This is a genomic window from Acidovorax sp. M14 (assembly GCF_049331375.1).
In the GTDB taxonomy this organism is placed as follows: Bacteria; Pseudomonadota; Gammaproteobacteria; order Burkholderiales; family Burkholderiaceae_C; genus Acidovorax.
Window position 1 is genome coordinate 1,869,821 of the sequence record NZ_CP186263.1, and the last position, 19,544, is coordinate 1,889,364.

Genomic DNA, 19,544 nt, shown 5'->3' on the forward strand with positions numbered 1-19,544 from the left:
CGTGAGCAGCTTGCTTCTCGGGCACATCGTTGATGCGCTCGGTGGTTCGCTGGAAGGGGGAGCGCGGGAAACCGCCATCGCCCGCATCGCGCCACTGGAGGTTGCAGGCCCGGGAGACCTCAGTTTTCTGAGCAACCCGCGCTACCAACAGCAACTGGCCGCCTCCCGGGCGGCCTGTGTCATTGTGGCGCCTGCCATGCGTGATGCCGCACTGGCGCGCGGCGCATGCATCGTGGCCGACAACCCGTATGTGTACTTTGCCCGCGCCACCCAGTTGTGGCGCCAGCGCAATGCGCCCGCGCGGCCATCGGGTGTGCACCCCAGTGCGGTGGTCGATCCCACGGCGCAGGTGCACCCTTCGGCCACCATTGGTCCGCTGTGCGTGGTCGAGCGCGGGGCGAGCATCGGTGCGGACACTGTGCTCAAGTCCCGCGTCACCGTGGGCGAGGATTGCCATGTGGGTGCGCGTTGCATCGTCCATGCGGGCGTGGTCATCGGGGCCGATGGTTTTGGTTTTGCGCCGGAGAACGGGCAATGGGTCAAGATCGAGCAACTCGGTGCCGTGCGCATCGGAGACGATGTCGAGATCGGGGCCAACACCTGCATTGATCGGGGTGCGCTGCAAGACACGGTGATCGAAGACGGCGTGAAGCTCGACAACCTGATCCAGATCGGCCACAACGTGCGCATCGGCAAGCACTCGGCCATGGCCGGGTGCGTGGGTGTCGCGGGCAGTGCCACCATCGGGGCACATTGCACCGTGGGCGGTGGCGCCATCGTGTTGGGGCACCTGGAGTTGGCCGACAACGTGCATATCTCGGCCGCGACGGTGGTTACCCGCTCTCTCACCCGGCCTGGCCAGTACACCGGCATGTTCCCCATCGACGACAATGCGCGCTGGGAAAAAAACGCTGCCACACTCAAACAATTGCACAGCCTGCGCGAGCGCATCAAGGCGCTGGAGCTGGCCCTCAAGGCAGCATGAACGGAAGAACAACTCGATGATGGATATTCACGCAATTCTCAAACAACTGCCCCACCGCTACCCGTTTTTGCTGGTGGACAAGGTGATCGAGTTGGAGAGCAACACCCGCATCAAGGCCATCAAGAACGTCACGTTCAACGAGCCCTATTTCATGGGGCATTTCCCCGGCCGTCCGGTGATGCCGGGTGTGTTGATCCTGGAGGCATTGGCCCAGGCCGCCGGTTTGCTGGCCTTTGACGCAATGGGCAAGGTGCCCGATGAGAACAACATCTACTACTTTGTCGGTATCGATGGCGCGCGTTTCAAGCGCCCCGTGGAGCCGGGCGACCAGCTGGTCCTGACCATCACCATCGACCGCGTGCGCGGCGGCATCTGGAAGTTCAAGGGCGTGGCCAGCGTGGGCGAAGAGGTGGCTTGCGAGGCCGAACTCATGTGCACCATGCGCGCTGTGGGTTGACCGGTTCAGACCTGTTGGATCGTGAGCAATATCCACCCCACAGCCCTTGTTGCGGACGGTGCCCGCCTGGACCCTACGGTCACGGTGGGGCCATACACGGTCATTGGCGAACACGTGACCATTGGTGCGGGCACCACGGTCGGCGCGCACTGTGTGATCGATGGGCACACCACGATTGGTGCTGACAACCGCATCTTCCAGTTCAATTCCATCGGCGCCATCCCGCAGGACAAGAAGTACGCGGGCGAGCCGACCGAACTGGTCATCGGCGACCGCAACACCATCCGCGAGTTCTGCACACTGAACCTGGGCGTGCCCCAGGCTGGTGGCATCACCACCGTGGGCCATGACAACTGGATCATGGCGTACACCCACATCGCCCACGATTGCCATGTGGGCAACCACACTACGCTGGCGAACAACACCACGCTGGCAGGGCATGTGCACCTGGGCGATTGGGTGACGGTGGGCGGGCTCACCGGCATTCACCAGTTCGTCAAGATTGGTGCCCATGCGATGGTGGGCTTTGCCAGCGCCGTGTCGCAGGACGTGCCACCTTTCATGCTGGTGGATGGCAACCCCTTGGCCGTGCGCGGCTACAACGTGGTGGGGCTGCGCCGGCGTGGCTTTTCGGCCGAGCGCATTGCGGCGGTCAAGCAGATGCACAAGCTGATCTATCGCCAGGGCCTCACGCTGGAGGCCGCGCGCGCAGCCATTGCAGAGCTGGCGCAGTCCGCGCCGCAGGCCAGCGACGACGCGGCGATGATGGAGCAGTTCCTGGCCGACGCCACGCGCGGCATTGCGCGCTGAGGGCTGGGCGATGGCAGATTCCCCCCGCGTCGCGATGGTGGCGGGCGAGACGTCGGGCGACTTGCTGGCGGGCTTGCTGATCGACGGCATGCAGGCGCATTGGCCGGGGCTCCAATCCAGCGGCATTGGCGGGCCGCGGATGGCGCGCCGTGGCTTTGCTGCCTGGTGGCCCAGTGACAAACTGGCGGTACACGGCTACAGCATGGAGGTGCTGCGCCGGTTGCGGGAGTTGCTGCGCATCCGCAAGCAGCTGCGCGAACGCCTGCTCAAAGACCGCCCCGATGTATTCATCGGCGTGGATGCGCCGGATTTCAACCTGGGCCTGGAGGCCGATTTGCGCGCTGCGGGCATCAAGACCGTGCATTTCGTGTGTCCGTCCATCTGGGCCTGGCGTGCAGACCGCGTCGAAAAGATCCGCCGCAGCGCGGACCATGTGCTCTGCATCTTCCCGTTCGAGCCAGAGTTGCTCGCGCAGCACGGCATAGCCGCCACCTACGTGGGCCACCCTCTGGCGGGCGTGATTCCCATGGTGCCGGACCGTACGGCCGCGCGCGCTCAGCTGGGCCTGAGGGATGAGGACGAAGTTCTGGCCATCCTGCCGGGGAGCCGCTCTTCCGAGATCCAGTACATCGCGCGGCCCTTCTTTGAGGCTGCAGCGCTGGTGCTTAAAGCGCGACCAGCTATTAAATTGATAGTACCTGCGGTGCCTGCACTGCGTGACCGCATCGAGCAGGTGGCGCGCGCCTGTGGTCTGGGTGATGCCCTGCAGATCACCACAGGCCAGTCGCACACGGTGCTCGCGGCCTGTGACGCCACCTTGATCGCCAGCGGCACCGCGACGCTGGAGGCCGCGCTCTTCAAGCGGCCCATGGTCATCGGTTACCACATGCACCCCCTGAGCTGGTGGCTCATGCGCCGCAAGCAGCTGCAGCCCTGGGTGGGCCTGCCCAACATCTTGTGCCGCGAGTTTGTGGTGCCCGAGCTGATCCAGGACGCCGCGACGCCCCAGGCCCTCTGCGCAGCCACCTTGGACTGGCTGGATGCAAAGCGCCAAGATCCCCCCAAAATTGCGGCCCTGGAGCAGCGCTTTACGGCGCTGCACGAGAGCCTGCTGCGCAACACTCCCCAACTGGCTGCCGATGCGATCCAGAAAATCCTCGCTCCCGCTGCCTGAGCAGGCCCGCCTGCCCTGGCATCCGCCCGGCCTCGTGGCTGGCGTGGACGAGGCCGGCCGTGGTCCCCTGGCCGGGCCCGTGGTGGCAGCGGCTGTGATCCTGGACGACCTGCACCCGATTGCAGGCTTGGCCGACTCCAAGAAGCTCACGGCCGCGCGGCGTGAAAAGCTTTACGACGAGATCCGCGCCAAGGCCCTGTGCTGCAGCATTGCCGAGGCCAGTGTCGAAGAGATCGACCAGCTCAACATCCTGCAGGCCACGCTGCTGGCCATGCGCCGTGCCGTCATGGGGCTGCGGCTCAAACCGGCGATGGTGCTGGTGGATGGCAACCGGCTGCCCGTGCTGGATGTTCCGGCGGAGGCCATCGTCAAGGGCGATGCGCTGGTGCCGGCCATCTCGGCAGCCTCCATCCTTGCCAAGGTGCACCGCGACCGCTGGTGCGCGCAGATGCATGACGAATTTCCCCAATACGGCTTTGCCGGACACAAGGGGTACGGCACCGCCGTGCACATGGCAGCCTTGCGCGAGCACGGTGCCTGCATTCACCACCGGCGCTCGTTTGCGCCTGTGGCCCAGAACCTGCGCGCCGGATCCTGACCGGGCGCTGAAAATTTGCCATGACCTCCTCGTCCGTCACCGCCATCCACTCCCGCGATAACGCCTTCGTCAAGGATTTGCGCCGTTTGGCCCAGGACACGACGGCGTACCGCAAGCAGGGCCGTGTCTGGCTCGAAGGAGACCATCTGTGCCGCGCCGCGCTGGCGCGGGGGCTGCGGGCATCGGTGGCGGTGTTTTCTGAGTCTTTTTGGCCGCAGGCGCAGGTGGAATATGCCCGGGCAGCTACAAAATTCATAGTTCTTGCGGATGCACTGTTTGCAGACGTGAGCGGGCTGGAGTCGCCCGCCGCGATGGGCTTCATCCTGGACCTGCCCGCACCGGCATCACTCCGGCCCGATGCCGCCACCGTGGTGCTGGACAGGGTGCAGGACGCGGGCAATGTGGGCTCCATCCTGCGCAGCGCCTCGGCGTTCGGGTTTCGCCAGGTGGCCGCCATCAAGGGCAGTGCCGCGCTGTGGTCGCCCAAGGTCTTGCGGGCGGGCATGGGGGCGCATTTCGCACTTGACCTGATCGAGGGGCTGGCGCTGGACGACCTCGCCGCCCTCCAGGTGCCGCTGCTGGTCACCAGCTCGCACGCGGGTGAATTCTTGCACCGCGCTGCCTTGCCCTGGCCCTGCGCCTGGGTGATGGGCCACGAAGGGCAGGGCGTCAGCCCGGCTTTGGAAGATAGGGCTTCTTTGCGCATCCGCATTGCCCAACCCGGTGGCGAGGAATCGCTGAATGTGGCGGCGGCTGCGGCCATCTGCCTGCACGCGAGCGGAGCAGGGCGCTGACGCTGTCTGCGCCCGCATCGGTGCTGTGGGCGTCCAAGGCGAGCTTGGGGCTCGCAGGTCATAGACGCTGGTATCAGGGTTATGCAAGGCGTGCATTGCAGAGGTGTCAGCGACGGAGGGTATAATCGGGAGCTTTTCTCGCAACAGCGTCGCCCGACCGCACCCAAAGCAACAACCCATCTGAGAGCAGCCATTGGCACCATCGCGCTTCGAGTGTGCGAGTGGTCTGCAGGCGCCGGGCGACCGTAACCATCCGGAGAACCCAGTGCTTTTGTCTCTCAAGGGAAACTTCCCGCCCGCCATCCTGGCGCTCGCAGACGGCACGGTCTTTATCGGTAACTCGATCGGTGCCACCGGCACCACGGTCGGTGAAGTGGTGTTCAACACCGCCATCACCGGCTACCAGGAAATCCTCACCGACCCCAGCTACTGCCAGCAGATCGTCACCCTGACGTATCCGCACATCGGCAATTACGGCGTCAATGCGGAAGACATCGAAGCCGACAAGGTCCATGCAGCAGGTCTGATCATCAAAGACCTGCCTCTTCTGGCCAGCAACTTCCGATCCACCGAAACGCTTTCGCAGTACCTCGTGCGCGAAAAAACGGTGGCCATTGCCAACATCGACACCCGCAAGCTCACCCGCCTGCTGCGTGACAAGGGTGCGCAGAACGGCGCCATCCTGGGCCTCGCAACTGGTGAGGCTGTGACGCAGGCGCGCATCGACGAAGCCCTGGCGGCTGCCAAGGCTGCGCCCAGCATGAAGGGCCTGGATCTGGCCCAAGTGGTGACCACCCCTGCGACCTACACTTGGGAACAGACCGAGTGGAAGCTGGGTGAAGGCTATGGCACACAGGCTGCGCCGCGCTTCCATGTGGTGGCGTACGACTTTGGCGTCAAGAAAAACATCCTGCGCATGCTGGCCGAGCGTGGCTGCAAGCTGACCGTGGTGCCTGCCAAGACGCCTGCGGCCGACGTGCTGGCCATGAAGCCGGATGGCGTGTTCCTGTCCAACGGCCCTGGCGACCCAGAGCCCTGCGGCTACGCCATCGAAGCCACCCGCCAGATCGTTGAAGCGGGCGTGCCCACCTTCGGCATCTGCCTGGGCCACCAGATCATGGCCCTGGCCAGCGGCGCCAAGACTTTCAAGATGGACAACAGCCACCATGGTGCAAACCACCCGGTGAAGGACCTGGACAACGGCCGCGTGAGCATCACCAGCCAGAACCACGGTTTTGCCGTGGACATGGCCTCGCTGCCCGCCACGCTGCGCCCCACGCACATCAGTCTGTTCGACGGCACGCTGCAAGGCCTGGAGCGCACCGACAAGCCTGCGTTCTGCTTCCAGGGCCACCCCGAGGCATCGCCCGGCCCGCACGACATCGCCTACCTGTTTGACCGCTTCACCGCGCTGATGGAGAAGAAATAATGCCAAAGCGCACAGACCTCAAATCGATCCTCATCATTGGCGCTGGCCCGATCATCATTGGCCAGGCCTGCGAGTTCGACTACTCCGGCGTGCAGGCCTGCAAGGCCCTGCGTGAAGAGGGCTACAAGGTCATCCTGATCAACAGCAATCCTGCGACGATCATGACCGACCCGGCCACCGCCGACGTCACCTACATCGAGCCCATCACCTGGCAGACGGTCGAGAAGATCATCGCCAAGGAACGTCCCGACGCCATCCTGCCCACCATGGGCGGCCAGACTGCGCTGAACTGCGCGCTGGACCTGTGGCGCAACGGCGTGCTCGACAAGTACAAGGTTGAGTTGATTGGTGCCACGCCCGAAGCCATCGACAAGGCCGAAGACCGCCTGAAGTTCAAGGACGCCATGACCAAGATCGGTCTGGGCTCCGCGCGCTCGGGCATCGCCCACAGCATGGACGAAGCCTGGGCCGTGCAGAAGAGCGTGGGTTTCCCCACCGTGATCCGCCCCAGCTTCACGCTGGGCGGCACTGGCGGCGGCATCGCCTACAACCCTGAAGAGTTCGAGACCATCTGCAAGCGCGGCCTGGAAGCCTCGCCCACCAACGAGCTGCTGATCGAAGAGTCGCTGCTCGGCTGGAAGGAGTACGAGATGGAAGTGGTCCGCGACAAGGCGGACAACTGCATCATCATCTGCTCCATCGAGAACCTGGACCCCATGGGCGTGCACACGGGCGACTCGATCACGGTGGCCCCCGCGCAGACGCTGACCGACAAGGAATACCAGATCATGCGCAACGCGTCGCTCGCGGTGCTGCGCGAGATCGGCGTGGACACGGGCGGCTCCAACGTGCAGTTCTCGGTCAATCCGAAGGACGGCCGCATGATCGTCATCGAGATGAACCCGCGCGTGTCGCGTTCGTCGGCGCTGGCGTCCAAGGCCACGGGCTTCCCGATTGCCAAGGTCGCGGCCAAGCTGGCCGTGGGCTATACGCTCGATGAGCTCAAGAACGAAATCACCGGCGGCGCCACGCCTGCCTCGTTCGAGCCTTCGATCGACTACGTGGTCACCAAGATCCCACGTTTTGCGTTCGAGAAATTCCCGACGGCCGACAGCCGCCTGACCACCCAGATGAAGTCTGTGGGCGAGGTCATGGCCATGGGCCGCACCTTCCAGGAGTCCTTCCAGAAAGCCCTGCGTGGTCTGGAAGTGGGCGTGGATGGCATGAACGAAAAGACCCAGGACCGCGAAGTGCTCGAAAAGGAACTGGGCGAGCCCGGTCCCGAGCGCATCTGGTACGTGGGCGACGCGTTTGCCATGGGCCTGTCGGTGGACGAGGTGTACGACCTTACCAAGATCGACAAGTGGTTCCTGGTGCAGATCGAAGAGATCGTGAAAATCGAGCTGGAGCTCGACCAGCTCGCCGCCGACAAGGGTGATGTGGCATTGGCTACGCTGGATGCCGACACGCTGCGTACGCTCAAGAAGAAGGGCTTCTCCGACCGCCGCCTGGCCAAGCTGCTCAAGACCACCGAGAAATCGGTGCGCGAAGCACGCCGCGCGCTGAACGTGCGCCCGGTCTACAAGCGCGTGGACACCTGCGCTGCAGAGTTTGCGACCAACACGGCATACATGTACTCGACCTACGAGGAAGAGTGCGAAGCCGCGCCCACGGACAAGAAAAAGATCATGGTCCTGGGCGGTGGCCCGAACCGCATCGGCCAGGGCATCGAGTTCGACTACTGCTGCGTGCATGCCGCACTCGCCATGCGCGAGGATGGCTACGAAACCATCATGGTCAACTGCAACCCTGAGACGGTTTCGACCGACTACGACACATCCGACCGTCTGTACTTCGAGCCGCTGACGCTCGAAGACGTGCTCGAAATCGTGGACAAGGAAAAGCCACATGGCGTGATCGTGCAATACGGCGGCCAGACTCCGCTCAAGCTCGCACTGGGCCTGGAAGCCGAAGGCGTGCCAATCATTGGCACCAGCCCCGACATGATCGATGCGGCGGAAGACCGCGAGCGCTTCCAGAAGCTGCTGGGTGACCTGGGCCTGCGCCAGCCGCCCAATGCCACTGCACGCACCGAGGCCGAGGCCCTGGAAAAGGCTGCCACGCTGGGTTACCCTCTGGTGGTGCGCCCCAGCTACGTGTTGGGCGGCCGTGCGATGGAAATCGTCCACGAACAGCGTGACCTGGAGCGCTACATGCGCGAGGCCGTAAAGGTGAGCAACGACTCGCCCGTGCTGCTGGACCGCTTCCTGAACGACGCCATCGAGTGCGATGTGGACTGTCTGCGCGACCCCGAGGGCAAGACCTTCATCGGTGGCGTGATGGAACATATCGAGCAAGCCGGTGTGCATTCGGGTGACTCGGCCTGCTCGCTGCCGCCTTACTACCTCAAGCAAGCCACGGTGGACGAGCTCAAGCGCCAGTCGGCTGCCATGGCCGAAGGCCTGAACGTGGTGGGCCTGATGAACGTGCAGTTCGCCATCCAGGAAGTGGATGGCAAGGACGTGATCTACGTGCTGGAAGTGAACCCCCGCGCCTCGCGCACGGTGCCGTTTGTCTCCAAGGCCACGGGCATCCAGCTGGCCAAGGTGGCGGCACGCTGCATGGCCGGCCAGACGCTGGCTTCGCAAGGCATCACCAAGGAAGTCACACCGCCGTATTTCAGCGTGAAGGAAGCCGTGTTCCCCTTCGTCAAGTTCCCCGGTGTGGACACCATCCTCGGCCCCGAGATGAAATCCACCGGCGAAGTGATGGGCGTGGGCAAGACCTTCGGCGAAGCCTTCGTGAAGAGCCAGCTGGGCGCGGGCACCAAGCTGCCGACGTCGGGCAAGGTGTTCCTCACCGTGAAGAACAACGACAAGCCCCGCGCGGTGGACATTGCCCGCCAACTGGTGGCACTGGGCTTTGATCTGGTCGCTACCAAGGGCACGGCTGCAGCCATTGCCGAAGCGGGCGTCCCGGTGGTGTTAGTCAACAAGGTCACGGAAGGCCGTCCGCACATCGTGGACATGATCAAGAACAACGAGATTGTCATGGTCATCAACACCGTGGAAGAGCGTCGCAACGCGATCGCCGATTCGCGTGCCATCCGTACCTCGTCGCTGCTGGCCCGGGTGACCACCTTTACCACCATCTTTGGTGCGGAGGCGGCCGTGGAAGGCATGAAGTATCTGGACAAGCTCGACGTGTATTCCGTGCAGGAACTGCACGCCCAGCTGGCGGCCTGACCGGGTTTTTGCGGTGGCTTTTGCTGCTGCAAACACGGCATAATTGCTGCTGAACTAACACCGCCGCGCGGCAACGTGCGGCGGTTTCCTTTTGTAGATGTGCTACGTGCTTCCCTGTGTTGTTTAAGGGAGTAGCGTGGCGATAGATCGGTGGAAGTGCTTTGCACTTTCACCGTTTTGACTTGTGGAGACTCAATCGCATGGCCACCATTCCCATTACCAAGCGCGGCGCTGAAATGCTCAAGGAAGAGCTGCACCGCCTCAAGACTGTGGAGCGTCCCGCAGTGATCGCAGCGATTGCCGAAGCACGCGCGCAGGGCGACCTGAGCGAAAACGCCGACTACGACGCGGCCAAGGACCGCCAGGGCTTTATCGAAGGCCGCATTCAAGAGATCGAGGGCAAGCTTTCGGTAGCCCAGGTCATCGACCCCAGTGCGGTCGACGGTGGCGGCAAGGTGGTGTTTGGTGCCACGGTCGAACTGGAGGACGAAGACTCTGGTGATATGGTGAAGTACCAGATCGTGGGCGAAGACGAGGCGGACCTCAAGCAAGGCCTGATCAATATCTCCAGCCCCATCGCGCGTGCGCTGATTGGCAAGGAAGAGGGCGATACTGCTGAGGTGCAGGCCCCTGGCGGCATTCGTCGCTACGAAGTGGTGGCGGTCAGCTACCAGTGAACCTGCACGGCATGTCCCACCGCCTTCCTGCCCTGGTCGCCGCGCTTTGGTGGGGCAGTTTGACCACCACCGGGTTTCTGGTCGTGCCCATGCTGTTTGCCCATCTTCCTTCGCCCACCGTGGCGGGCAACATGGCGGCCAAGTTGTTTGCGGCGCAGACCTGGGTGGCGGTGGTGTGTTGTGTGGTGCTGCTGCTTGTGTCCAGGCCTCGGCATGGACTGGCCCAATATCCTTGGGCACGCGCTGCCATGCTGTTCGTTCTGGGCGGCCTGCTGCTGGCGTTGCTCAACCAGTTTGGCGTTGCGCCCCGCATTGTGGCCCGGCAGGACTTGCGTCTGTGGCACAGCGTGGGGACGGTGATGTATGCAGCGCAATGGGGCTGCGCCTTGGCAGTGCTGTGGCAAACGCTGCGGCCGGGAGCTCACGCGGCAGAGCAAGAGCGGTCCGTCAGCGATTGACGGTCAAGCAAGCGACTCGCTGACAGATCTACTGCGGCATAGATTTTTTTTGAGAACAAGCCGGCCCGCCGCCGCGCCTATTCGTGCCAGTGTTCCGCCACCCAGGTGGCTGGGCGGATGTAGCGAAACCGCCGGTTGCGCCGGCCCGCCAGGGCATCCGGGGGGTTGCATTCCCCATGAAAAATTACGATGCGTGCACCTTCCGGCACAAACGGCGCGCGCCAGTAGTTGGTAGGCCAGGGCGGTATCCCGTGGTACTTGAAACTGGGACACCACGCGGCGGGCCAGTATTGCAGCTTGCCCTGCTTGTGCAAGAAGGCTGACAGGTAGGCCTGCTCGTTGCGGAACTGTGCCCGGATTTCGGCGAAGTGCTCGCGAAAATACGCCAGCACATCGGGGTGTGCACCCAGTTCAAAGCGGTATACCGACGAGTTGCCGGTGATGCGCCACGGACGCTTGTAATCGTGAATGATCAGAAATTCGCCGGGCTGGGTGAAGAAATCATCCAGGCTGCCGGTGATGACCACATCCACGTCCAGAAACAGGGCGATGCCGCGCAACCCATGCAAATCTGCGCTGAAGGTGGCCAGCTTGGTCCAGCCCCGCTCGGGAATGCCGGGCGGCAGATCCAGTGCGGGAATGGGCATGCATTGCACTTCGCTGCGGATGCCGGTGCTGTCATCGGTGAGGCAGACAAAACGGAAATCGCCGTTCAGATGCCGACGCACCATGGCATACAGCCGGTTGACGTATTCAGGGCCGTATTTCGTGCCCCATTTCATGCAGAGGATGTGGCGCGTGGGCACCCTGCTGGCAGGTGCTGCAACGGTTGCAGGTACTGCCGAGCCTGCATCGTGGCTCATCAGTCGGCCTGACGCTTCTTGATGGATTTTTGCTTGGGCTTGGCCCGCTTGATCTGGCCGCCCGAGGTGAGGCGCTGGTTACCGAGCACGCGCAACTGCTTGATCTCGGGACGCTGGCCACCCCGCTTGCTGTACTTGAGCACCTTGACGTCGCGGGGGCCGGGCATCCGGTCTTCATCGACGGCGCGCTCTTTGACGGGCTGAGGCCGCCACAGCACCAGCAGCTTGCCGATGTGCTGGATGGGAGCAGCGTTGAGTTCAGCGGTCAGTTCCTGATACATCAGCTCGCGCGCGGTGCGGTCATCGTTGAAAACACGCACCTTGATGAGACCGTGGGCGTTGAGGGCTGCGTCGATTTCCTTCTTGACGGCGGGGGTAAGGCCATCGCCGCCAATCAGGACCACGGGGTCCAGGTGGTGGGCAGCGGCGCGTTGTTCCCGGCGCTCGGCAGGAGTCAGTTGAATTTGGGGCATCCCCGTATTATGTCTGCGGCCCGGCTGCACGTTATTCCGGCTGACATGCGCAGCGCTGGGGGGCAGGTCAGCCACTGCAGTGATTGTCGAGAGACAATACCGCCATATGAAAGTCAAAACCCAGAGCAAAAAGGTGAACAAGGCGTGGCTCAACGACCACGTGAACGACACCTATGTCAAATTGGCACAGAAGGAGGGTTACCGCGCCCGTGCCGCCTACAAGCTCAAGGAGATTGACGAGCAACTGGGCCTTATCAAGCCGGGATATACGGTCGTCGATCTGGGCTCTACCCCGGGGGCATGGAGCCAGTATCTGCGCCGGCGCATGTCACCCTCGGGTGCTGCAGCTGGGCAGCTCAACGGGGCGATCATTGCGTTGGACATCTTGCCCATGGAGCCGATTGAAGGTGTCACCTACCTGAACGGCGATTTTCGGGAGCCCGAAGTGTTGGAGCGCCTGGAGCAGGCGCTCGACGGCCGGGTGGTGGATGTGGTGGTGTCGGACATGGCGCCCAACCTGTCGGGCATCGAGTCTGCCGATGCAGCGCGGATTGCGCACCTGGTGGAGTTGGCTGTGGATTTCGCTTGCAACCATTTGAAACCGGAGGGCGCCCTGGTGGTCAAGCTGTTCCATGGCAGTGGATACAGTGATCTGGTCACCTTGTTCAAGCAGACTTTCAAGGTCGTCAAGCCCCTGAAACCCAAGGCTTCGCGCGACAAGTCCTCCGAAACGTTCCTGGTGGGGATGGGGCTTAAAAAGTAGCCTGTTTAGGCTTGCCTCAGGTCAAGAATCCGTGAATTTTGGCGCCAAAGCCCGCGCTGATTCCATGGGCGTGAGGGGGAATAGGGCTGGCCCCGTGGCTTGAAAGACCTAAAATGGGCCGCACATGCGTGCCATGACGGCAGTGTGTCCGTTTTCTGTTCCCCGCAACTGGAGCCCCGCTTGAACAATCAGTGGTTTTCAAAAATTGCCGTATGGCTGGTCATCGCCATGGTGCTGTTCACGGTGTTCAAACAGTTTGACACCCGCAGCGGCGCCAGTGCGGGCCACGTCGGGTATTCCGAGTTTCTGGACGAAGTCCGCAACAACCGCATCAAAAGCGCCACCATCCCCGAAGGGCTGAGCGGCGGCGAGATTGTGGCGGTCACGACCGATGACCGCAAGATCCGCACGAATGCCTCGGTGCTGGACCGTGGTCTGGTGGGCGACCTGCTGAACCATAACGTCAAGTTCGACGTGAAGCCCCGTGAGGAAGGTTCCCTGCTCATGACCCTTCTGGTCAGCTGGGGCCCCATGCTGCTGCTGATTGGCGTATGGGTGTACTTCATGCGCCAGATGCAGGGCGGCGGCAAGGGCGGCGCCTTCAGCTTCGGCAAGAGCAAGGCGCGCATGCTGGACGAGAACAACAACCAGGTCACGTTCGCGGACGTGGCCGGCTGTGACGAGGCCAAGGAAGAAGTCAAGGAAGTCGTGGACTTCCTGAAGGACCCGCAGAAGTTCCAGAAGCTGGGTGGCCGTATTCCCCGTGGCCTGCTGCTGGTCGGCCCTCCCGGTACTGGTAAGACTTTGCTGGCCAAGTCCATTGCGGGCGAAGCCAAGGTGCCGTTCTTCAGCATCTCGGGCTCGGATTTTGTGGAAATGTTCGTTGGCGTGGGTGCGGCCCGCGTGCGCGACATGTTCGACAACGCCAAGAAGAACGCCCCCTGCATCATCTTCATCGATGAAATCGACGCCGTGGGCCGCCAGCGCGGTGCTGGACTGGGCGGCGGCAATGATGAGCGCGAGCAGACCCTGAACCAGATGCTGGTTGAGATGGACGGCTTTGAGACCAATCTGGGTGTGATCGTGGTGGCTGCCACCAACCGTCCCGACATCCTGGACGCAGCCCTGCTGCGCCCTGGTCGTTTTGACCGCCAGGTGTATGTGACGCTGCCCGACATCCGCGGCCGCGAGCAGATCCTGAATGTGCACATGCGCAAGATCCCGATCGGCCAGGACGTAGCCCCTGCGATCATCGCCCGTGGCACGCCCGGCATGAGCGGCGCCGACCTGGCTAACCTGTGCAACGAAGCTGCCCTGATGGCTGCGCGCCGCAATGCGCGCACCGTCGAGATGCAGGACTTTGAGAAGGCCAAGGACAAGATCCTCATGGGCCCCGAGCGCAAGAGCATGGTCATGCCCGAGGAAGAGCGCCGCAACACGGCCTACCACGAAGCTGGCCACGCCCTGATCGGCAAGCTGCTGCCCAAGTGCGACCCGGTGCACAAGGTCACCATCATCCCCCGTGGCCGTGCCTTGGGCGTGACGATGAGCCTGCCTGCGCAGGACCGCTACAGCTACGACCGCGAATACATGCTCAACCAGATCAGCATGCTGTTCGGTGGCCGTATCGCTGAAGAAGTGTTCATGAACCAGATGACCACTGGCGCCAGCAATGACTTTGAGCGCGCCACGCACATCGCCCGTGACATGGTCACCCGCTACGGCATGACGGATGCATTGGGCCCCATGGTCTATGCCGAGAACGAAGGCGAAGTGTTCTTGGGCCGCTCGGTCACCAAGACCACCACCATGAGTGAGCAGACCATGGAAAAGGTGGACATGGAGGTGCGCCGCATCATCGATGACCAGTACAACCTGGCACGTCGTCTGATTGAAGAGAACAGCGACAAGATGCACGCCATGGCCAAGGCCTTGCTCGAATGGGAAACCATCGATACCGAGCAACTGGATGACATCATGGCCGGCAAGGAGCCCCGTCCTCCCAAGGACTGGACACCGCGCACTCCGCCCTCGGGTGGCGACAACTCCAGCGGCGGTACTCCTGCAGTAGCTACGGACACCGCGCCGACAGCAGCCTGACCAGGCTCTCGGTACAGTCGTTCAGACGGGGCCTTGTGCCCCGTTTTTTGTGGCGTTCCATTTTTTCACTGCGAATTTGTTGGCTTGGCCTCTCTTTTGCAAATCTGCATGGGTTCGATCGACACATGATCTGGCAAACCTCTCGCTTCGCCATTGATCTGGCCCGTCCCCAGATCATGGGTATCGTCAATGTGACGCCCGACTCTTTCTCCGACGGGGGGCGGCACGACTCCACGGCTGCTGCGCTGCGGCATTGCGAGCAGCTGCTGAAGGAGGGGGCCGACATCCTGGACATCGGTGGCGAGTCCACCCGGCCGGGCAGCCCCGCTGTGCCCTTGGACGAGGAGTTGTCTCGTGTGGTGCCTCTGGTGCGTGAGGCGGTCACCCTGGGTGTCCCGATCTCGGTGGACACCTACAAGCCCGAGGTCATGCGCGCGGTGCTGGACCTGGGGGCCGACATCGTCAACGACATTTGGGCCTTGCGGCAGCCAGGCGCTGCGGCGGCGGTGGCTGCGCACCCGCTGTGCGGCGTGTGCCTGATGCACATGCACCGCGACCCGCAGACCATGCAGCAGGCGCCCATGGACGGGGATGTGGTGCCCCAGGTGCTATCATTTTTGAAGCTGCAGGCGCAAAATCTACTAGCGCTTGGGGTCGAAAAGACTCGTATCCTGCTGGATGCGGGCATTGGCTTCGGCAAAACGGTGGAACAAAACTTTGCCTTGCTGGCGCGGCATTCTGAATTGCTGGCTGCTGGCTATCCGCTGCTGGCAGGGTGGTCACGCAAGTCGTCGCTGGGCGCGGTGACCGGGCTGGAGGTGGATCAGCGCATGGTGCCCAGCGTGGCCGCCGCCGTGCTGGCGGTCGAGCGGGGCGCTTCGGTGGTGCGTGTGCACGATGTGCGCGAGACGGTGGCGGCACTGGCCGTGTGGTCTGCGATGCAGCGATCTGGCTGAGGGGCCAGTGATTTGAGAGCAGGTTGTGGGGCGCCAAGTCCTCGCCTGTGAGAACAACATACAGAGATCCGTACGAGGAGACGCCAGAACATGACACGCCAATACTTTGGAACCGACGGCATCCGTGGCACTGTCGGACAGCCCCCCATCACGCCGGACTTCGTGTTGCGCCTGGCCCACGCGGTGGGCCGCGTGTTGCGCCGTACGGAAGAGCGCCCTACGGTGCTCATTGGCAAGGACACGCGCATCTCGGGCTACATGCTTGAAAGCGCGCTGGAGTCTGGCTTCAACTCGGCTGGGGTGGATGTGGTGCTGCTGGGGCCGTTGCCTACGCCTGGCGTGGCGTATCTGACCCGTGCCCAGCGCGCCAGTCTGGGTGTGGTCATCAGCGCCAGCCACAACGCCTATCCCGACAACGGCATCAAGTTCTTCAGTGCGCAAGGCACCAAGCTGTCGGACGCCTGGGAGCTGGCGGTGGAGGCCGCGCTAGCCGAACCACCGGTCTGGGTGGACTCTGCCAGCCTGGGCAAGGCGCGACGCCTGGATGATGCCGCCGGGCGCTACATCGAGTTCTGCAAAAGCACGTTTCCCCAGGACCTGACGCTCAAGGGCCTGAAGATCGTGGTGGATGCTGCCCACGGTGCCGCTTACCAAGTGGCGCCCAAGGTCTTCCACGAGCTGGGTGCAGAAGTGCTGTCGATTGGCTGCGCGCCCGACGGCCTCAACATCAACCACGAAGTGGGCGCCACGCACCCCGACGCTCTGATCCGCGCCGTGCGCGCGAACCGTGCCGACTATGGCATCGCGCTGGATGGCGACGCAGACCGGCTGCAGATCGTGGACGCCACAGGGCGGCTGTACAACGGCGACGAGCTGCTGTACCTGATGGCCGCAGACCGCATGGGCCGTGACGAGCATGTGCCGGGTGTGGTGGGCACGCTGATGACCAACATGGCGGTGGAGGTGGCATTGCAGGCCAAGGGTGTGAAATTTGTGCGCGCCAAGGTCGGTGACCGGTACGTGCTGGAAGAACTGGCGCGCCACCACTGGGTGTTGGGCGGGGAAGGCTCCGGCCATCTGCTGGCACTGGACCGACACACCACCGGCGACGGTTTGGTGAGTGCGCTGCAGGTGCTGCAGGCCTGTGTGCGCAGCGGCCGCACGCTGGCGCAGTTGCTGGCAGACATCACGCTCTATCCGCAGGTGTTGCTCAACGTTCGCTTGGCCCCCGGGCAGGACTGGAAGGCCAACCGCCTGCTGGCTGAGACCACGCAGGCGGTCGAGCAGCAACTGGGCTCCTCGGGTCGCGTCTTGATCCGCGCCAGTGGTACCGAGCCTCTGCTGCGTGTGATGGTGGAGGCGCGCGACGCGCAAGTGGCCAGCTCCTGTGCGCAGCGGCTGGCAGATGCCGCTCGTGCGGGCTAAGTATCTGGTCTTTCGGCGGAGCGCGGCAGCGTCCGCCGCACCCCGAGTGGTCTTGAGCCGGCTCAGTGCGCGGCGGTGTGCTGCCGCATGAAGCGCTCCAGCTGCTCTGCGGGCAGTGGTGTGCTGAAGTGGTAGCCCTGCGCCTCGTCGCAACCCTGTTCGTGCAGAAAGGCCAGCTGGCTTTCGGTTTCCACGCCCTCGGCGGTGGTGCGCATCCCCAGCGCCTGCGCCATGCGGATGATGGCGCTGACGATGGCGCGGTCGTTGCTGTCGTTGCCCAGGTCGCGCACAAAGGATTGATCGATCTTCAGCTTGAAGATCTGGAACCGCTTGAGCTGGCTGAGTGACGAGTAGCCTGTGCCAAAGTCATCCATCGACATCCGTACGCCCCGTGCATGCAGCTGGTCCATGGTCGCCACGGCCGCGTGGGGATCGTCCACGGCCACACCTTCCGTCAGCTCCAGTTCCAGCGAATCGGGGGGGAGGTCAAACTCCACGAGCACGCGGCTCACCAGTTCAGGCAGCTGTGGCTGGCGAAACTGGATCGCCGACAGGTTCACAGCCATCGTGAGTTCGGGAAACCCGCAGCTGCGCCATGCCTTGAGCTGGGCCAGCGCCGTGCGCAGCACCCACTCGCCAATCTGCAGAATCTGCCCGCTGTCTTCAGCAATCGGGATGAACTCTCCAGGAGAGATGGGACCAAGCTGGGGGTGTTGCCACCGCAGCAGGGCTTCCACACTGCGCACGGTTCCCGTGGCCAGGTTCATCTGCGGCTGGTAGTGCAGGTGGAACTGCTCTCGTTCCAGGGCGCGGCGCAATGCGTTTTCGAGCTGCAAGGCGCGCACCGACTGGGCCTGCATCTCGGGGGTGAAGAAGCGGAAGGTATTGCGCCCATCCAGCTTGGCGCGGTACATGGCCACATCGGCCGACTGGGTCAGCGTGTCGAAGTCGTGTCCGTCTTGCGGAAACAGCGCAATGCCCATGGACGGGGCCATTGTGAGCTCGTGGTGATCGATCTGGTACGGCTGGCGCGACGCCTCCTGCAACTTGCTGGCGACCCGGGCTGCGCCCCGCGCATCTGCTCCGGGCAGAAGCAGGATGAACTCGTCACCGCCCAGGCGAGAGACCGTGTCCTTGTCGCGCACCACGGCGCGCAGCCTTTTTGCAATTTCGACCAGCAGTACATCGCCCACCCGGTGGCCTAGAGAGTCGTTCACATGTTTGAAGTGATCCAGGTCCAGGAAGATGACGGCCAGGGGTGTCTGGTTGTCCTGCGCCAGCCGAATGGCCTGCTGCGCGCGTTCTGCCAGCAGGGCCCGGTTGGGCAGTCCCGTGAGTGCATCGTAGTGGGCCAGCCAGTAAATGCGCTCCTGGTCGGCCTTGCGGTCATTGATTTCACGGTGCAGGTTGGCCACGGTTTCGCGCAGCTCGCGCGTGCGGTCTTGCACCTGTCGCTCAAGCTCCTCATGGGCCTGGGCCAGCATCGCCTGTGCGCGTTTGCGGTCGGTGATGTCCATGGTGATCCAGATGGTGCCCTGGGCTGGGTCCGCCGGATCGATGCATTTGCTGCGGACTTCACAGATGACCGGGGTGCCGTCGTTGCGGCACAGCTCCACTTCGCCCTCGTACGACTGCCCCGCCACCAGCGTGGGGTAGCAGCGGTCCCCCACTTCTTGCCACGCGGCATCGCTGGCATACCAGCGGCGGGACGAACAGCCCATGAGTTCGCCCGGCTCAAAGCCTAGCATCTGCTCAAAGTGGTGGTTGCAGCGGGTCAAGTGCCGGTCGCGCAAAAACACGATGCCCACCATTGCGCTGTCAAACAGCAACTGTTTTTCACGCACAGCGGCATTCAGCGCGGCCTGGGCACGCTTTTGCTCGTCGATGTCGTCCACGATCCAGATCGAGCCTTCGCCGGTGTCGTGCGGATTGATCAGGCGCCCCGTCAGGCTGCCCCAGAACAGCGTGCCGTCCTGGCGACGGAGCTGGCGTTCAATCCGGAAGGATTGCCCCCGGGCCAGCGCAGGATAGGCAGTGCGCCCAAGGTCTCGGAAGGCATCCCGGTCTGGGTAGAAGGCTTCTGTGTTGAGCCCTACCAGGTGGGCTGGGCTCGCGTAGCCAAAAATTTCGGCATACCGCTGGTTGCAGCGCACCACACTGCGCTGGCGAAGAAACACGATGCCCACGCCCGCGCTATCCAGCAGGATCTGTTGTTCACGCAGAGTGCGTTGCAGTGGGGTGTCGGTAGGCACTCCTGCGCGCTGCGAGGGCGGAGTGCTGAACAGCGAATACATAAGACCAGTACAGGCGGCAGGGCCAGACGGCCTCAAAAATTGT

General features: G+C 63.3%; 17 protein-coding genes. 14 read left to right on the forward strand and 3 right to left on the reverse strand.

The annotated features are described in order from the left end of the window. Position 1: 1 nt before the first annotated feature. From lpxD to ACOYR4_RS08680, 10 genes are all read left to right on the forward strand, one after another. The gene (gene lpxD, locus ACOYR4_RS08635; protein WP_060984097.1) at positions 2-985 is read left to right on the forward strand and encodes a UDP-3-O-(3-hydroxymyristoyl)glucosamine N-acyltransferase; all 984 of its coding nucleotides are present in this window, start codon (positions 2-4) and stop codon (positions 983-985) included. Between the two features lie 16 nt (positions 986-1,001). Beyond that, the gene (gene fabZ / locus ACOYR4_RS08640) at positions 1,002-1,442 is read left to right on the forward strand and encodes a 3-hydroxyacyl-ACP dehydratase FabZ (protein ID WP_015013562.1); all 441 of its coding nucleotides are present in this window, start codon (positions 1,002-1,004) and stop codon (positions 1,440-1,442) included. Positions 1,443-1,463: 21 nt separating this feature from the next. Next, positions 1,464-2,252, forward strand: coding sequence for an acyl-ACP--UDP-N-acetylglucosamine O-acyltransferase (gene lpxA, locus ACOYR4_RS08645; RefSeq protein WP_015013563.1), 789 nt, complete (start codon positions 1,464-1,466; stop codon positions 2,250-2,252). Between the two features lie 10 nt (positions 2,253-2,262). Continuing rightward, positions 2,263-3,426, forward strand: coding sequence for a lipid-A-disaccharide synthase (lpxB, locus tag ACOYR4_RS08650; RefSeq protein WP_422849253.1), 1,164 nt, complete (start codon positions 2,263-2,265; stop codon positions 3,424-3,426). Next, positions 3,392-4,024: a ribonuclease HII gene (gene rnhB, locus ACOYR4_RS08655; RefSeq protein ID WP_422849254.1), complete on the forward strand. Its 633-nt coding sequence runs from the start codon at positions 3,392-3,394 to the stop codon at positions 4,022-4,024. The genes lpxB and rnhB overlap by 35 nt, the downstream gene beginning before the upstream one ends. A 20-nt stretch (positions 4,025-4,044) precedes the next feature. Next, complete coding sequence (locus ACOYR4_RS08660; protein WP_422849255.1) at positions 4,045-4,818, forward strand: TrmH family RNA methyltransferase; 774 nt, start codon at positions 4,045-4,047, stop codon at positions 4,816-4,818. 265 nt (positions 4,819-5,083) lie between these two features. Then, a complete protein-coding gene (gene carA, locus ACOYR4_RS08665) occupies positions 5,084-6,247 on the forward strand; it encodes a glutamine-hydrolyzing carbamoyl-phosphate synthase small subunit (RefSeq protein ID WP_422849256.1) in 1,164 nt (387 codons plus the stop codon). Further along, a complete protein-coding gene (gene carB, locus ACOYR4_RS08670; RefSeq protein ID WP_422849257.1) occupies positions 6,247-9,492 on the forward strand; it encodes a carbamoyl-phosphate synthase large subunit in 3,246 nt (1,081 codons plus the stop codon). Before carA ends, carB begins: the two co-directional genes overlap by 1 nt. Before the next feature lie 200 nt (positions 9,493-9,692). Further along, complete coding sequence (greA, locus tag ACOYR4_RS08675) at positions 9,693-10,169, forward strand: transcription elongation factor GreA (protein WP_110959064.1); 477 nt, start codon at positions 9,693-9,695, stop codon at positions 10,167-10,169. Between the two features lie 11 nt (positions 10,170-10,180). Then, the gene (locus ACOYR4_RS08680; protein ID WP_422849258.1) at positions 10,181-10,627 is read left to right on the forward strand and encodes a DUF4149 domain-containing protein; all 447 of its coding nucleotides are present in this window, start codon (positions 10,181-10,183) and stop codon (positions 10,625-10,627) included. A 77-nt stretch (positions 10,628-10,704) separates the two neighbouring features. Here ACOYR4_RS08680 and ACOYR4_RS08685 read toward each other — a convergent pair whose 3' ends face one another. Both ACOYR4_RS08685 and ACOYR4_RS08690 read right to left on the reverse strand, forming a co-directional pair. Further along, positions 10,705-11,490, reverse strand: a complete 786-nt coding sequence (locus tag ACOYR4_RS08685) for a glycosyltransferase (RefSeq protein ID WP_422849259.1) — start codon at positions 11,488-11,490, stop codon at positions 10,705-10,707. Next, positions 11,490-11,963, reverse strand: coding sequence for a YhbY family RNA-binding protein (locus tag ACOYR4_RS08690; RefSeq protein WP_015013572.1), 474 nt, complete (start codon positions 11,961-11,963; stop codon positions 11,490-11,492). The genes ACOYR4_RS08685 and ACOYR4_RS08690 overlap by 1 nt, the downstream gene beginning before the upstream one ends. 106 nt (positions 11,964-12,069) lie before the next feature. On the opposite strand from ACOYR4_RS08690, the gene ACOYR4_RS08695 reads away from it, so the two are divergent. The 4 genes from ACOYR4_RS08695 to glmM all read left to right on the forward strand — a co-directional run bounded on the left by ACOYR4_RS08695 (position 12,070) and on the right by glmM (position 17,207). Continuing rightward, entirely contained in the window at positions 12,070-12,726 is a 657-nt protein-coding gene (locus ACOYR4_RS08695) for an RlmE family RNA methyltransferase (RefSeq protein WP_422849260.1), read from the forward strand. A gap of 180 nt (positions 12,727-12,906) precedes the next feature. After that, positions 12,907-14,826: an ATP-dependent zinc metalloprotease FtsH gene (ftsH, locus tag ACOYR4_RS08700; RefSeq protein ID WP_015013574.1), complete on the forward strand. Its 1,920-nt coding sequence runs from the start codon at positions 12,907-12,909 to the stop codon at positions 14,824-14,826. A 125-nt stretch (positions 14,827-14,951) separates the two neighbouring features. Further along, positions 14,952-15,782 carry a dihydropteroate synthase gene (gene folP, locus ACOYR4_RS08705; protein ID WP_422849261.1) on the forward strand — a complete coding sequence of 277 codons (831 nt, stop codon included), beginning with the start codon at positions 14,952-14,954 and terminating at the stop codon, positions 15,780-15,782. A gap of 90 nt (positions 15,783-15,872) precedes the next feature. After that, complete coding sequence (glmM, locus tag ACOYR4_RS08710; RefSeq protein ID WP_422849262.1) at positions 15,873-17,207, forward strand: phosphoglucosamine mutase; 1,335 nt, start codon at positions 15,873-15,875, stop codon at positions 17,205-17,207. Positions 17,208-17,269: 62 nt separating this feature from the next. Here the strand turns inward: glmM and ACOYR4_RS08715 are convergent, their stop codons facing one another. Further along, a complete protein-coding gene (locus tag ACOYR4_RS08715; protein WP_291445730.1) occupies positions 17,270-19,501 on the reverse strand; it encodes a sensor domain-containing protein in 2,232 nt (743 codons plus the stop codon). Positions 19,502-19,544 lie beyond the last annotated feature (43 nt).